This is a genomic window from Variovorax sp. LARHSF232 (assembly GCF_052871435.1).
In genome coordinates, this window is sequence record NZ_JBIXJS010000002.1 from 40,101 (window position 1) to 53,725 (window position 13,625).

15 protein-coding genes are annotated in these 13,625 nt (G+C 68.4%); 2 read left to right on the forward strand and 13 right to left on the reverse strand.

Going from position 1 to position 13,625, the window contains the following annotated elements; all coding sequences use genetic code 11:
• Window positions 1-12 precede the first annotated feature (12 nt).
• Window positions 13-504, forward strand: coding sequence for a TRAP transporter small permease (locus tag ACIPRI_RS05610; protein ID WP_446620432.1), 492 nt, complete (start codon window positions 13-15; stop codon window positions 502-504).
• On the forward strand, window positions 501-1,802 hold the full coding sequence (locus ACIPRI_RS05615; protein WP_446620433.1) for a TRAP transporter large permease: 1,302 nt from the start codon (window positions 501-503) through the stop codon (window positions 1,800-1,802). Before ACIPRI_RS05610 ends, ACIPRI_RS05615 begins: the two co-directional genes overlap by 4 nt.
• A gap of 36 nt (window positions 1,803-1,838) precedes the next feature.
• Here ACIPRI_RS05615 and ACIPRI_RS05620 read toward each other — a convergent pair whose 3' ends face one another.
• From ACIPRI_RS05620 to ACIPRI_RS05680, 13 genes are all read right to left on the reverse strand, one after another.
• The gene (locus ACIPRI_RS05620) at window positions 1,839-2,573 is read right to left on the reverse strand and encodes a GntR family transcriptional regulator (protein WP_446620434.1); all 735 of its coding nucleotides are present in this window, start codon (window positions 2,571-2,573) and stop codon (window positions 1,839-1,841) included.
• 12 nt (window positions 2,574-2,585) lie between these two features.
• A complete protein-coding gene (locus tag ACIPRI_RS05625) occupies window positions 2,586-3,266 on the reverse strand; it encodes a cysteine hydrolase family protein (protein WP_446620435.1) in 681 nt (226 codons plus the stop codon).
• Window positions 3,267-3,273: 7 nt separating this feature from the next.
• Window positions 3,274-4,887 (reverse strand): ABC transporter ATP-binding protein, encoded by a 1,614-nt coding sequence (locus ACIPRI_RS05630; protein ID WP_446620436.1) that lies wholly within the window; start codon window positions 4,885-4,887, stop codon window positions 3,274-3,276.
• Window positions 4,884-5,600, reverse strand: a complete 717-nt coding sequence (biuH, locus tag ACIPRI_RS05635; protein WP_446620437.1) for a biuret amidohydrolase — start codon at window positions 5,598-5,600, stop codon at window positions 4,884-4,886. The genes ACIPRI_RS05630 and biuH overlap by 4 nt, the downstream gene beginning before the upstream one ends.
• Window positions 5,597-6,517 carry an ABC transporter permease gene (locus ACIPRI_RS05640; protein WP_446620438.1) on the reverse strand — a complete coding sequence of 307 codons (921 nt, stop codon included), beginning with the start codon at window positions 6,515-6,517 and terminating at the stop codon, window positions 5,597-5,599. The genes biuH and ACIPRI_RS05640 overlap by 4 nt, the downstream gene beginning before the upstream one ends.
• Entirely contained in the window at window positions 6,514-7,584 is a 1,071-nt protein-coding gene (locus ACIPRI_RS05645) for an ABC transporter permease (RefSeq protein ID WP_446620439.1), read from the reverse strand. The genes ACIPRI_RS05640 and ACIPRI_RS05645 overlap by 4 nt, the downstream gene beginning before the upstream one ends.
• A gap of 4 nt (window positions 7,585-7,588) precedes the next feature.
• A complete protein-coding gene (locus ACIPRI_RS05650; RefSeq protein WP_446620440.1) occupies window positions 7,589-8,704 on the reverse strand; it encodes a BMP family ABC transporter substrate-binding protein in 1,116 nt (371 codons plus the stop codon).
• A gap of 113 nt (window positions 8,705-8,817) precedes the next feature.
• Window positions 8,818-9,207, reverse strand: coding sequence for an oxalurate catabolism protein HpxZ (gene hpxZ, locus ACIPRI_RS05655; protein WP_446620441.1), 390 nt, complete (start codon window positions 9,205-9,207; stop codon window positions 8,818-8,820).
• The gene (locus ACIPRI_RS05660; protein WP_446620442.1) at window positions 9,204-10,652 is read right to left on the reverse strand and encodes an AtzE family amidohydrolase; all 1,449 of its coding nucleotides are present in this window, start codon (window positions 10,650-10,652) and stop codon (window positions 9,204-9,206) included. The genes hpxZ and ACIPRI_RS05660 overlap by 4 nt, the downstream gene beginning before the upstream one ends.
• A gap of 58 nt (window positions 10,653-10,710) precedes the next feature.
• Window positions 10,711-10,917, reverse strand: coding sequence for a DUF4089 domain-containing protein (locus tag ACIPRI_RS05665; RefSeq protein WP_446620443.1), 207 nt, complete (start codon window positions 10,915-10,917; stop codon window positions 10,711-10,713).
• Window positions 10,918-10,937: 20 nt separating this feature from the next.
• On the reverse strand, window positions 10,938-11,759 hold the full coding sequence (locus ACIPRI_RS05670; protein WP_446621054.1) for an ABC transporter ATP-binding protein: 822 nt from the start codon (window positions 11,757-11,759) through the stop codon (window positions 10,938-10,940).
• 8 nt (window positions 11,760-11,767) lie between these two features.
• Window positions 11,768-12,598 carry an ABC transporter permease gene (locus ACIPRI_RS05675; RefSeq protein WP_446620444.1) on the reverse strand — a complete coding sequence of 277 codons (831 nt, stop codon included), beginning with the start codon at window positions 12,596-12,598 and terminating at the stop codon, window positions 11,768-11,770.
• A 4-nt stretch (window positions 12,599-12,602) separates the two neighbouring features.
• On the reverse strand, window positions 12,603-13,613 hold the full coding sequence (locus tag ACIPRI_RS05680) for an ABC transporter substrate-binding protein (protein ID WP_446620445.1): 1,011 nt from the start codon (window positions 13,611-13,613) through the stop codon (window positions 12,603-12,605).
• Window positions 13,614-13,625 lie beyond the last annotated feature (12 nt).

A 13,625-nucleotide genomic window follows, 5' to 3' on the forward strand; every position in this document is an offset into this window, starting at 1 on the left:
CTTGACGCCCGCATGCTTGCACGCTCCTTTTTGCGACGCCTGGCCGACGGCGTCGCAGCCGCCCTGCTGGCGGTCATCTTTGTCGCCTTCATCCTGCAGATCGCCCTGCGCTACGTGTTCGACTGGCCCGTGGGCTGGACGGCGGAACTGTCCGTCATCTGCTGGCTCTGGCTGGTGCTCTGGGGCGCAGCCTTCGTGCTGAAAGACGATGAAGAGATCCGCATCGACCTGCTGGCGCAACTGCTGGGGCCGCGCGCCGGCGCGGCGATACAGGTGCTGGGCGCCATCGGCATCGTCGTGCTGTTCGGCATGTCGCTGCCGGCAGCCTACGAGTACGTGCGCTTCATGAAGGTGGAGAAGACTTCGTACCTGCATGTGCGCTTCGACGTCCTCTTCTCGATCTACATCCTCTTCTCGGTGGCAGTGATCGGCCGCCATTTCTGGAACCTGGTCCTGCTGCTGCGCGGCAAGCCTTCCGCGTCTTCCGGCTCGGCCTCTTCATGAATTTCACCAGTCCCTTCTCGCTGGCCCTCGCGGCCATCGTCGGCCTCAGCCTGTTCGGCGTGCCCGTCGGCCAAGCCATGATCGGCGGCTCCGTGCTGTACCTGTACCTCAAGGGCATGGACATGGGCGCGGCCGCCGAGCAACTGCTCAACGGCACCTACAACAGCTTCCTGCTGCTGGCCATCCCGCTGTTCATCCTGGCGGCCACCTTCATGAGCAGCGGCACCGTGCTGGACCGGCTGCTGCGCTTTTGCAACGCCATCGTCGGGCGCTTTCCCGGCGGGCTGGCGCAGGTGAACGTGCTGCAGAGCATCGTGTTCGCCAGCATGTCGGGCTCGGCGCTGGCCGACGCGGCCGGTTCCGGCAAGCTGATGCAGTCGATGATGACGCGCGGCGGAAAGTACCCGCCCGCCTTCGCCGCCGCGCTCTCGGCCGTCTCCTCGGTCATCGGCCCGGTGCTGCCGCCATCGATCCCGCTGGTGCTCTATGCCCTGGTGTCGGGCACCTCCATCGGCTATCTCTTCATCGCCGGCGTGGTGCCGGGCCTGCTGCTTGGCGCGGTGCAGATGGCGCTGATCTACTTCCAGGCGAAACGGCGGGGCTTCCCCATCGAGGAGAAGGTGCCGCTTGCCGACATGCCGCGCATCACGCGCGAGGCCTTCCCGGCGCTGATGCTGCCGGTCATCTTGCTGGGTTGCCTTTACACCGGCATCACCACCCCGACCGAAGCGGCGGGCCTGGCAGCGGCCTATGCCCTGTTCATTTCGGTGGTGCTCTACCGCAGCCTCGGCTGGCGCGACATCTACGACTCGCTGATGACCAGCGCACGCCTGAGCATCTCCATCGGCATGCTGATCGCGGGCGCGCTGGTCTTCAACTTCGTGATCACGGCGGAGAACATTCCCGCCAGCGTCAGCGGGATGCTCAAGGGCATCGACATGTCGCCACTGGGCTTCCTGCTGGTGGTCAACCTGATCCTGCTGCTGCTGGGCTGCTTCCTGGAGGGCTCCACCATCATCCTGGTGATCCTGCCGGTGCTGCTGCCCACGGCGACGGCACTCGGCGTCGATCCGGTGCACTTCGGCGTGATGGCGGTGCTCAACATCATGATCGGGCTGGTCACGCCGCCCTACGGGCTGCTGCTGTTCATGATGTCGAAGATCGCCGACGTTTCGCTGAGCGAGCTGGTGCGCGAGGTCATGCCCTACCTGCTGGTGATGATCGGCGCACTGGCCGCGGTCACGCTGCTGCCGGACGTGGTGCTGTACCTGCCGCGGCTGGCCGGCTACGCGGGCTAGGCCTTCGCGACCAGGGGACTGGGTGGCTTGAAGTCCTCATGAAGTCGAATGCCGCGCCATGTGCATCTGGTGCAGGGTGATCTTGCGCACCTCCGCCTGGCTGGTCTCGATGTGGGCGCGCAAGAGCATGGCGGCCTGGTCCCCGCGGTTGGCGCGGATGGCCTTGAGGATCTTGGCGTGCTCGTCGTAGGTGGCGTCGATGCGCCGCTGCATGGTGAAGTCGAGCCGGCGAATGATGCGGATGCGTTCGGTCACGTCGCGGTGGATGCGCGCCATCTCTTGGTTGCCGGCGGCGGCCACCAGCGCGCAATGGAATTCCTCGTCCCATTGCGCCACCTGCACCGGGTCGCTGCTGCGTTGCGCGGGCGGCACCCCCCAGATGGCGGCCAGCGAAGCCAGCAAGTCGCGGTCGACCCGCTGCCCGCTCTCGCACAAGCGGTGCACCGCCGTGGTCTCCAGCACCATGCGCAGGTCGTAGAGCTGCTCGAACTGGTCGAAGTCGAAAGGCAGCACGCGCCAGCCGCTGCGAAACAGCACTTCGACAAAGCCTTCCTGCTGAAGACGGATCAGCGCCTGGCGCACCGGCGTGCGCGAAACACCCAGGCGTTCGCTGATCTCGTTCTCGGTGAAGCGGTCGCCTGGCACCAGCCGAAACTCCGCGACGTCGCGCTTGAGCTGCGCATAGACCTCGTCGGCGCGCGTGCGGAACACCGCGGCCTCGCCTGCAGCCGAGGCGGCGGAACTGGAAGAAGAGGGACGGACGATGGACACGACAAGCAGATCTTAGGCTTTGCCCAGCGCCGCCAACAAGTTGCCGCTGGGCGTCGTCCAGCCCACGATGCCGCCCTGGGCGCGCACCATGTCCAGGGTCGCGGACTTGAACTGCGGGAAGTAGCTTTCGGTGCAGTCTTCCAGCAGCAGGCAGTCGTAGCCGCGGTCGTTGGCTTCGCGCATGCTGGTCTGCACGCACACCTCGGTGGTCACGCCCATGAAGACGAGCTTGCGCACGGCCCGCTCCTGCAGCCGGGCCTGCAGCGGCGTGGCATAGAAGGCGCCCTTGCCGGGCTTGTCGATGACGATTTCCAGGGCGGCGGGCTTGAGCGCATCGATGATCTGGTTGCCCGGCTCGCCGGCAACAAGGATGCGGCCCATCGGCCCTTCGTCGCCGATGCGCAAGGCGGGGTTGCCACGGTTGCGCTTGGCCGGCGGGCAATCGGCCAGGTCGGGCCGATGCGCCTCGCGCGTGTGCACCACCAGGCCGCCGGCCTGGCGCCAGGCGGCCAGCACGGCCCGGCAGGCCGGCACGATGGCGCCCAGCCGGCCCACGTCGTTGCCAAGGCTTTCGCCAAAGCCACCCGGTTCGATGAAGTCGCGCTGCATGTCGATGATGACCAGCGCCGTGCGATGCACCTCGAAGTCGAAGGCGAAAGGCTGGGCGTCGACGTGCAGCAGCTTCATCGTCATGGAAACCTCAGGCGGCGCGTTGTGGATGATGGTGCCCGCCGCCCATGTGGGCGCCCAGCACATGGCGCTCGGCGCTGGCGGCCGGCGCCTCGAAGACGATGCGGCCTTCGCTCATCACCACGATGCGGTCGGCCAGCGCGAGCAGTTCGTCCAGGTCTTCGCTGATGAGCAGCACCGCGCCGCCGCGGGCGCGCACGTCGACGATGCGGGCATGGATCTCGGCGACCGCCGCAAAGTCCAGGCCGAACACCGGGTTGGCCGCGATCAGCACCGAGATTTCGCCGGCCAGTTCGCGCGCCAGCACCGCGCGCTGCACGTTGCCGCCCGACAGGCTGCGGATGGGCGCATCTTCGCCCTGGGTCTTGACACCGTATTCCTTGATCCACGCGCGCGCCCGGCTGCGCCAGGCCGGAAAGTTCAGCACGCCGCGCCTGGCCAGCGGCGCTTCGTCGAAGTCGCGCAGCGCCATGTTCTCGGCCACGCTGAGCTCGGCCACGCAGGCATTGCGCAGGGGCTCCTCCGGCAAGCTGCGCACTTTCAGGCGACGGTTCTCTTCGCGCCGCGCGTTGTAAGGCTGGCCGTTGACGCGCACGCTGCCGCCCAGGCGCGCGCGCTGACCGACCAGGGCCTCGACCAGCTCGCGCTGGCCGTTGCCCGACACGCCGGCCACGCCGAGGATTTCGCCGGCGCGCACCTGCAGGTTGAGCTCGTGCACCGCCAGCGTGCCGCGGTCGCCCTGCGCACGCAGATTGACGACCTCCAGGGCGACGGGAGCAGCGGCGGCAACCGGCGCCGCCAACGCGGCGCGCACGGCAGCCGGTGCCGTCTCGGCTGCCACCTCGGCCGAGACGGCGTCGGAATTGGCAGCCACGCCCATCATGGCAGCAGCCAGTTGCGCCGGCTGCGTGCTGGCCACGCTGCAGTGCTGCACCCCCTTGCCCCGGCGCAGAACGGTGACGGCGTCGGCATAGGCCATCACCTCGCGAAACTTGTGCGTGATGAGGAGCACCGTGCACCGGCCGCTTTTGGCGAACTCGCGCACATGACCCAGCACCTCGTCGGCCTCTTGCGGCGTCAGCACCGAGGTCGGCTCGTCCAGGATCAGCAGGCGCGGCTTCAGGTACAGCTGCTTGAGCAGTTCCAGCTTCTGCTTTTCGCCGGCGGCCAGTTCCGAGGGGCGCGCGTCCAGGTCCAGCGTGAAGGGCGTGGTGGCCAGAAATTCCGCGAGCTCGGCGCGCTTTTGCTTCCAGTCGATCACCGCCGGCGTCTGGCCGCCGGCCAGCAGCAGGTTCTCGGCCACCGTCATGCCTGGCGCCAGCGTGAAGTGCTGGTAGACCATGCCGATGCCCAGCTGGCGCGCGACGATCGGGTTGGCGATGTCCTGCTCGCGCCCGTCGACGAGGATGCTGCCCTCTTCCGCCACCTGGAAGCCGGCCACGCATTTCACCAGCGTGCTCTTGCCCGCGCCGTTCTCGCCCAGCAGCGCATGCACGCTGCCGGGCTCGACGCGCATGGTCACGTGGTCCATGGCGGTGAAATTGCCGAAGCGCTTGGTCAGCTCGAAGGTGTCGAGCGCCAGGGCACCGCTGGCACGCGGAGAAGGGTCGAGCGGCGCGATCATGCGTGGGTACCCCGCGCGTGCAGTGCTTCGAGCAGTGCCCTGGAGGTGGCGTGCGCGCCGAACACGCCGCCCTGCATGGTGATCATCTTCAGTGCCGCCAGGTGGTTGCCGGGGTCTGTGGCGGCGGTGCAGTCCGACAGCAGCAGGCATTCGAAACCGCGGTCATTGGCGTCGCGCAAGGTGGTGTGCACGCACACGTCGGTGGTGATGCCGGTGAGGATCAGGTTCTCGATGCCGCGGGTACGCAGCACGAGTTCGAGGTCGGTGGCGTAGAAGGCGCCCTTGCCGGGCTTGTCGATCACCACTTCCTGCGGCAGCGGCGCCAGCGCCGGGATGATTTCCCAGCCCGGCTCGCCGCGCACCAGGATGCGCCCGCAGGGACCGAGATCGCCGATGCCCACGCCCTCGGCGCCGATGCGACGCGAGCGCCAGCGCTTGTTGGCCGGCAGGTCGGCCAAGTCGGGCCGATGGCCCTCGCGCGTGTGGATGACGTGAAAGCCCAGCGCGCGCAGGCTGGCCAGCGTGCGGCCGATCGGCTCGATCGGCGCCTGCGTCAGCGACAGGTCGTAGCCCATCACGTCGACATAGCCGCCCTTGCCGCAGAAGTCGGTCTGCATGTCGATCACGACCAGCGCCGTGTTGTCGGGCCGCAGCTGCCCGTTGTAGGGCCAGGGATAGGGATCGGCGGCGACATGGCGTTCGGTCATGGTCATCTTGCGGAAGAAAGCTCGCCGGGGCTGCCGGCTGCAACGCTGCCGGGCTTGCAGCTCAGGTAGAGGATCACCAGGGTCAGCACATAGGGCACCGTGTTGAAGAGGTGATAGCCCCAGCCGATGCCCACCGACTGCAGTGCCGGCCCGATGGCGCCCGCGCCGCCGAAGAGCAGCGCCGCACCGACGCAGCGCAACGGGCTCCAGCGCGCGAAGATCACCAGCGCCACCGCGATCAGCCCCTGGCCGCTGGAGATGCCCTCGTTCCAGCTGCCCGGATAGAAAAGCGTGAGCGACGCGCCACCCAGCCCGGCGATGAAGCCGCCCGCCGTGGTCGCTGCGATTCGGATGCCGGACACGGAATAGCCCAGGGCCCGCGCCGCGCTGGCGGAATCGCCGGCCAGGCGCACCAGCAAGCCGGCGCGGGTGCGCGCGAAGCCCCACCACAGCAGCAGCGCCAGCGCGATGCCGATGGGAACCAGCGCATTGACTTGCAGCGCGGCGCGCACCGCCGCATTGCTGCTCCAGTCGCCCAGTGGAATGGCCGGAATCTGCGGCGCCTGCGGCTGGATCAGTGGCTTGCCCAGGTAGAAGGCCAGGCCCGTGCCCAGCAGCATCAGCGCGATGCCGGTGGCCACGTCGTTGACGCGGTCGAGCGAGCACAGAAGGCCGTGCAGCAGCGCCAGCAGCGCGCCCGCGCTGGCGCCGATCAGCACGCCCAGCCAGGGCGAACCCGTGAGATAGGCGCCGCCGAAGGAGGCCATGGCCGACAGCACCAGCACGCCTTCCAGGCCCAGGTTGATGCGGCCCGATTTCTCGGTGAGGCATTCGCCGAGGCTGACGAAGAGGAAGGGAGCGCCGACGCGCAGCGCGCCACCGACGATGCCCGCAAAGAGCGCGATCCACTGATCGGCGCTCACGTGGGTGCTTTCTCAGGCATGCGCAAACGCAAGCGGCGCGCCGTGACGCGCTTCCAGTCCACCATGCGCAGCCCTTCGCTCGCCAGGATCAGCACGAATGCAATGCCCTGCAGCACCAACACCGACGCATCGGGCAGCCCGAGCCGCCGCTGCAGCATGCTCCCCGCTGCGCCGAAGCCGCCGAAGAGAATCGCCACCGGAATGATCGCGAAGGGGTTGTGGCGTGCGATGAAGGCCACCAGGATGCCCGCGTAGCCGTAGCCGGCGATCAGCGAGGCATTGGCGTTGGTGTGCACCGCCGCCACCTCCACCGCGCCCGCCACGCCGGCACAGGCGCCGCCGATGGCGCAGGCGCCGATGATGAGCCTGCTAGCCGGCAGGCCCACCAGTTGCGCGGCACGCGGATTGCCGCCCACCACCCGCACCGAGAAGCCCGATGGCGTGGCGCGCAGCCAGAAGCCCAGCGCGATGCAGGCGACGACGCCGATCACCAGGCCCCAGTGCACGTCGGAGCCCGCAATGCCGCCGATCAGGAGGCCCGCGTCCAAGGAGTGCGTCGATGGCTTGTTCAGGCTGGCGGGGTCGCGCAGCATGCCTTCCACCAGGTGCTTGAAGATGCCGATGGCGATGTAGGCCAGCAGCAGGCTGCTGATGGTCTCGTTGATGCCGCGGTACTGGCGCAGCCAGCCGGCCAGCGCGATCCAGGCGGCGCCAACGATGGCGCCGGCGATGCAGGCGATCAGGCTGCCGAACATGTTGAAGGGCAGTGGCACCGCATGCGCCGCCGCCGCGCAAGCCAGGCCACCCAGCACCAGCGCGCCTTCGCCGCCGATCACCACCAGCCCGGCGCGCGCCGGAATGGCCACGCACAGGGCGGTGAGCATCAGCGGCGCCGCCCGCTGCAGCGTGTTCTGCCAGGAGAACCAGTCGCCGAACGCGCCCTTGAACAGGATGAACCACACGTCCAGCGGATTGACGCCGGCGAAGGAGACCAGCAGGCCAAACAGCAGCAGCGCCGCTGCAATGGCTGCCGTTGGCAGCGTGAATTCGCGAAGTGCGGCGGGCATGGGTTCAGAGCGCCCCTGCGACGCCTTCGACCAGGTAGTTCATCTTCTCGAGCTCGACGTCGGTCTGCTTGAACGACTTGCCCACGGGCACCACCACCACGCCCTTGTTGTCCTTCAGCCCACCCTTGAAGATGTCGAAGCTGCCCGCGATCATCTTGGCCTTGATGTCCTCGGCCTGCTTCTTCGCGGCCTCCGGCACCATCGGGCCGTAGGCGGACATCTTCACGAAGCCCTCCTTCAGGCCGCCGCGCAGGAAGTTGGGATGCGGCTTGCCGGTTTGCGCCGCTTCCAGGATGGCCTTGTAGGCGGTGATCCAGTTCCACTCGGCACCGGTGAGGTAGGCGTTGGGCGCCAGCTTGGCCTGGCTGGCGTGGTAGCCGCAGACCATCTTGCCGCGCTTGGCCGCCGTCTCGACGATCACCTTGGGGCCGTCCACGTGCATGGTGAACACGTCCACGCCCTGATCGGCCAGGCTGTTGGTGGCCTCGGCCTCCTTCACCGGCATCGACCAGTCGCCGGTGAAGATGGCGGCGCAGGTGATGGACGGGTCCACCGAGCGCGCGCCCAGCGTGAAGGCGTTGATGTTGCGCAGCACCTGCGGGATCGGCTTGGCCGCGATGAAGCCGATCTTCTTGGATTTGCTCATGTGCCCGGCGATCACGCCGTTGAGGTACTGGCACTCGTCGATGTAGCCGAAGAAGCTGCCCGCGTTCTTGGGCTTGCCTTCGGACCAGAGGCCGCCGCAGTGGGCGAAGCGCACGTCGGGGTTCTTCGGCGCCAGCGCCAGGATGTGCGGATCGAAGTAGCCGAAGGAGGTGGGGAAGAGCAGCTTGGCGCCGTCCTGCGAGATCATGCCGGTCATGGTCTTCTGCACGGCCGCGGTCTCGGGCACGTTCTCTTCCTCGACCAGCTTGACGCCCGGCAGCTTCTTCATCTCGGCCGCGGCCATGGCGTGCGCCTGGTTGTAGCCGTAGTCGTCACGCGGGCCGACGTAGATCACGCCCACGGTGATCGGCTTGGCCTGTGCCTGCGCCAGCGTGCTCCAGCCGCCGAGGGTGCCGGCCGCGCCGAGTGCGGCCAGGGACTTCATGGAATCGCGACGATTGACTTTCATCTGCATGGGGCTCTCCTGAAGAAGGTGGCTGACGATCTTGGATACAAGTCTGGATGCATAAAGCGTGCCGGTGAAAGGAGGCCCGCTCGATCGCCTTCGCGCATCAAGGCGGTGCGGATTCAGCCCAGCAGGCTCACGTGCGCCGCCACCACGCGCCAACCTTGCGCGGTGCGCGCCCAGGTCTGGGTCTGGCGGCCATCGCGCGTGCTGCCGATGCGGCGAAACTCGATGGCGGTGTGGGCGAAGTCGCGGCCGTAGGTGGTGATGACGGTGCGCAGCACCGCGCGCGCCAGCCCTTGGGCCGGCCGCGCGGCACGAAAAGCCTGGATGGCGTCGTAGCCGTACAGGTTCTCGCCGGCGCCGTAGCGCAAGGTCAGCGGGCTTGGCCAGAACAGCGCATCGAGCACCTCGACCTTGTTGTCGACCAGCGCATCCTCGTAGCGCGCGAAGGCGGCCGTGACCTCGGCCAGCACCTCGGGAATGTCGATGTCCTTGCCGGGATCGATCACGATGGGTCTCCAAGTTGCGCCACCGGCGAACAGGCCACGCCGGCTGCTTCCAGCGCGGCTGCCACGCGCAGCACCAGGTCTTCGCGCCAGGGCGCGGCGATCACCTGCACGCCGATCGGCAGCGGCGCGGCGCCCGCCTCGCCGCCCCACACCGGCACCGCGCACACCGGCAAGCCGATGCAGGAGATGGGCTGCGTCAGCACGCCCATGTTGGGCCGCACCGGCAAGCGCTGGCCGTTGATCTCGAACCATTCGCGGCCGATCGGCGTGGCGGCGCACGGCGTGGCCGGTGCCAGCAGGATGTCGAAGCGCTCGAACACGCGCGCCACGCCTTCCGCATAGAGCCGGCGCACCCGCTGGGCGCGGGCGATCCAGGCGGCCGGCAGCAGCGTGCCAGCCAGGAACCGGTCGCGCGACAGTGGCTCGAAGTCCTGCGGCCGGGTGCGAAGGTCTTGCAGATGCAGCGCCGCTCCTTCCGAATTGGTGATGAGGAAGGCGGCCGCGCGACCGGCCTGCACCATCGGCAGTTCCACCGTCTCGCCAGCGCCCAGCGCGGCGGCGGCGCGGTCGACCGCCGCCAGTGCCTCGGGTACGGCGCGGGTGCGAAAGAAGCCGCCCAGCACGCCGATGCGCAATCCCTGCGCGCCTTGGTTCATCAGTGGCGTGACTGGCTCCGCCACGCGCTGCGCACAACCCGGGTCGCGCAGCCGCCCCGTCTCCGGCCCCTGCATCGCGTCATAAGCCAGCGCCAGGTCGCGCACCGAACGGGCAAAGGGCCCCAGGTGGTCCAGGCTGGACACGAAGGGATAGGTCCCGCTGCGCGGCAGGCGCCCGAAGGTGGGCTTCAAGCCAAAAACGCCGCACAGCGAGGCCGGCACGCGGATCGAGCCGTTGGTGTCCGAGCCCAGTGTCAAAGGCACCTGCCCCGCCGCCACCGCCGCGCCGGAGCCGCCGGAGGAGCCGCCGGCAATGCGTTCGAGGTCGTGCGGGTTGCGCACCGGGCCGACATGGCTGTTCTCGGTGGTGAAGCCGTAGGCGTACTCGTCCATGCTGAGCGCGCCCACCAGCACCGCGCCGGCGGCCTCCAGGCGCTGCACCAGCGCAGCGTCGGCCCGGGCCGGCGGGCTCTCGCGCTCGATCTTCGAGCCGGCCAGTGTCGGCAGGCCCTCGATGTCGAACAGGTTCTTCACGGCGAAGGGCACGCCGAGCAGGGGCAGCGCGCGCGTCGGCGCGGCAGCGCCGCCGGCCAGTTGTGCATCGAGCGCGGCGGCGCGCTGCAGGGCGCGCCGCCCAGTGCGATCGGTGAAGGCATTGACCCTGCCGTCGGTGGCCTCGATGCGCGCCAGACTGGCCTGCACCAGTGCGCTGGCGCTGACCTCGCCCCTGCGCACCGCGTCGGCCATGGCGGCCGCGTCCTTCAGGAGCAGTTCGCTGGCCGCGCTCATTGGACAACCTCCGCCCTGCGGGCTGCGGTATTCGCCTTGGGAGCGGCCCGGCGGGGGCTCATGGCTTCGACCTCGCAGGCACGTGCGGCGTGAAGTTGACCGCCGGCTCCACATGCGGATCGAGCGGCACCGAATCCAGCAGCGCAGCCATCTCCGCCGCCAACGCAAAGTAGCGCAGCACCCCGGCCCGGTGCTCGGGCCGCAGCTGCAGGTCCAGCGCGACGGCGCTGGCATCGACGTAGGCTTCGATCTGCTCGGGCGACATGGCGCTTCCTTCCTGCGGCGTCATCGGCGCACTTCGCGCTGGAAGATTTCCAGGCTGCGCTTCTTGGCGGCGACGAAGCTCGCCTCGCTCAGCGTCTCCACGGTGCGCGGGCGGGCGTCGTTGTAGGCCAGGATCTCCGCCACGCGGGTCGGCCGCTTGGTCAGCAGCAGCACCTGGTCGGCCAGGTACACCGCCTCCTCCAGGTCGTGCGAGACCAGCAGCATCGTGGTGCCGGTCTGCATGAACACTTCCTGCAGCTTCTCGCGGATGAAGAGCGTCATCTCGAAATCGAGTGCCGAGAAGGGCTCGTCCAGGAACAGCACCTCGGGCTCGGGCGCCAGCGCTCGCATGATGGATGCGGTCTGCTGCTGGCCGCCCGACAGTTCGTAGGGATAGCGCTTGAGGTCGAACTTGACGTCGAAGGACGCCACCAGCTCTTCCATCCGCCGGTCCACCTGCGCCTTGCTGCGCCCTTCCAGCTTGAGCGGGTAGGCGATGTTGTCGATGGTGCGCATCCACGGAAACATCGCCTCGCGGTAGTTCTGGAACACGTAGCCGATCTTGCTGTCCTTGAGCGACTTGCCGTCGAACAGGATCTCGCCCGCGTCGATCGGGATCAACCCGGCGATCATGTTGATCAGCGTCGACTTGCCGCAGCCGTTGGGCCCGAACACCGAGACGATGCGGTTCTTCGGAATGTCGAGGTCGAAGTTCTCGTACAGCGGCCAGCCGGCGAAGTACTTGGTGAGGCCGCGGATGGTGATGTGCGTGCCGGCCGGGCCGGGCACGAAGGCGGGCTTGGGCACGTCGGCATAGACCGGGCCGTTGATGACGTTGTCGATGCTTCTCATCAGCGTCCGCTCCAGTGCACGATGCGCCGTTCCAGCACGAGGAAGAGGATGTTGAGCAGGTAGCCCAGCGCCCCGGCCGCCAGGATCGAGGCGTACATGTCCTTCACGTTCATCACCTGCTGCGAGTTGATGATGCGGTGGCCCAGGCCGGAGTCGGAGCCGATGAACATCTCGGCCACGATCACGATCACCAGCGCCATCGAGACGGCCGAGCGCAGGCCGACGAAGGTGGGCTGCAGGCTTTCCCACACCAGCACGTCGCGGAAGATCTGCCAGCGCGAGGCGCCCATCACCTTGGCCGCCATCACCCGCTGCTTGCGCGCGTTCATCACGCCATAGGCGCTGTTGAACACCACGATGAGCAGAGCGCCGAAGGCGGCGATGGCCACCTTGTTGACGTCCGACACGCCGAAGATCATGAGGAACAGCGGGATCAGCGCCGACGAGGGCGTGGAGCGGAAGAAGTCGATCAGGAACTCGACGCTGCGATAGGCCTTCTCGTTGCTGCCCAGGAGCACGCCCAGCGGCACGCCGACCAAGGCTGCGATGAGGAAGGCCTGCAAGGTGCGCCACACGGTGACGGCGAAGTCGCCCAGCAGCGGCCCGCCGGCCAGGCCGGTGAGCAGGGTGGCGATGGTGTCGGCCGGCATCGGCAGCAGGATGGGCTTGATGAAGCCCAGCCGCACCGCCAGGTCCCAGGCGATGAAGAGCAGCACCGGGCCGATGAAGGGCAGCGCCTTCAGCCAATGCGAGGGGCGCGGCACGGCGGGGGCCTGCACGCCGACGGCAGGCGGGCGCCAGGGCGCGGCGCTGGATGCGGGCTCTGCCATCGCCTTATCCCTTGTAGAGCATGGAATCGACCATCAGCCGCGAGGAGAAGATGCCCTTCTCGGCGAACAGGTCGAAGAACTTCTGGAAGTGGGCCACGTCGGCCGGCGTGAACTCGTTGTAGAGCGTGTAGGCGGCCAGCGGCACCTCGCCGGTGAGCGGGCCCTCGATCGCGGTGTAGCCCTTGAGGTACTGGCGCGCTTCGGCCGGCTTGCTGCGCACGTGCTGCACGCCCTGCGCATAGGCGCCGATGAATTTCTTGGCGGCCTCCGGGTTCTTCCTGATGAAGGCCGAGGTGAGCGAGGCCGAGCCGCCGAACCACGGCGCCATCGGATCGCCCAGCACGTACCGGGCGATCACGCCGGCTTCCAGCACGCGCGTGCTGCCATTCAGGCGGCCGATGGTGCCGGTGGGCTCCAGCGTGTAGCAGCCGTCGACCTGGCCGGCCGCGAGAGCCGCCACGTGCTGGCCGATGGGCAACTCCACCACTGTGGCGCCGGTGGCGCCGCCGCGCTCGAGCACCGTCTTGGCCAGGGTCACGTTCTGGATGCCGGGGCCCGAGGCGACGCGCTTTCCCTTCAGGTCGGCCATCACCTTGGCGCTGCTGGCGCTGGGCACCAGCACCTGGTCCAGCACATTCTTCGCGTTGCTCGGGTTGGAGCAGAAAATCTTGAAGGACCCCGGCGCAGCGATCTCGCCGATGGCGATGTTGGCCGAGCCGGTGCCGTTGGCGCTGCCGTCGCATCGCTCGGCCAGCATCGCTTCCATGATCTGCTGCGCACCGGCGTAGCGCTGCACTTCGACCTCGATGCCGGCGGCCTTGAAGAAGCCCTGTTCCACCGCCGCATAGAAGGGCAGGCCGGCGGCGATCGGCCAGTAGCCCACGCGGATCTTGGTAGCGCCCTGGGCGCGCACGATGGCCGGCGCCGCCAGTGCGGCCAGGCCGGCCGCGCCGGCTTGCAAGAGCTGCCGGCGCTGACTGGAAGCGGGGGAAGATGGCTTGCTGCTGCGTTTCATGAAGAGCTCCTG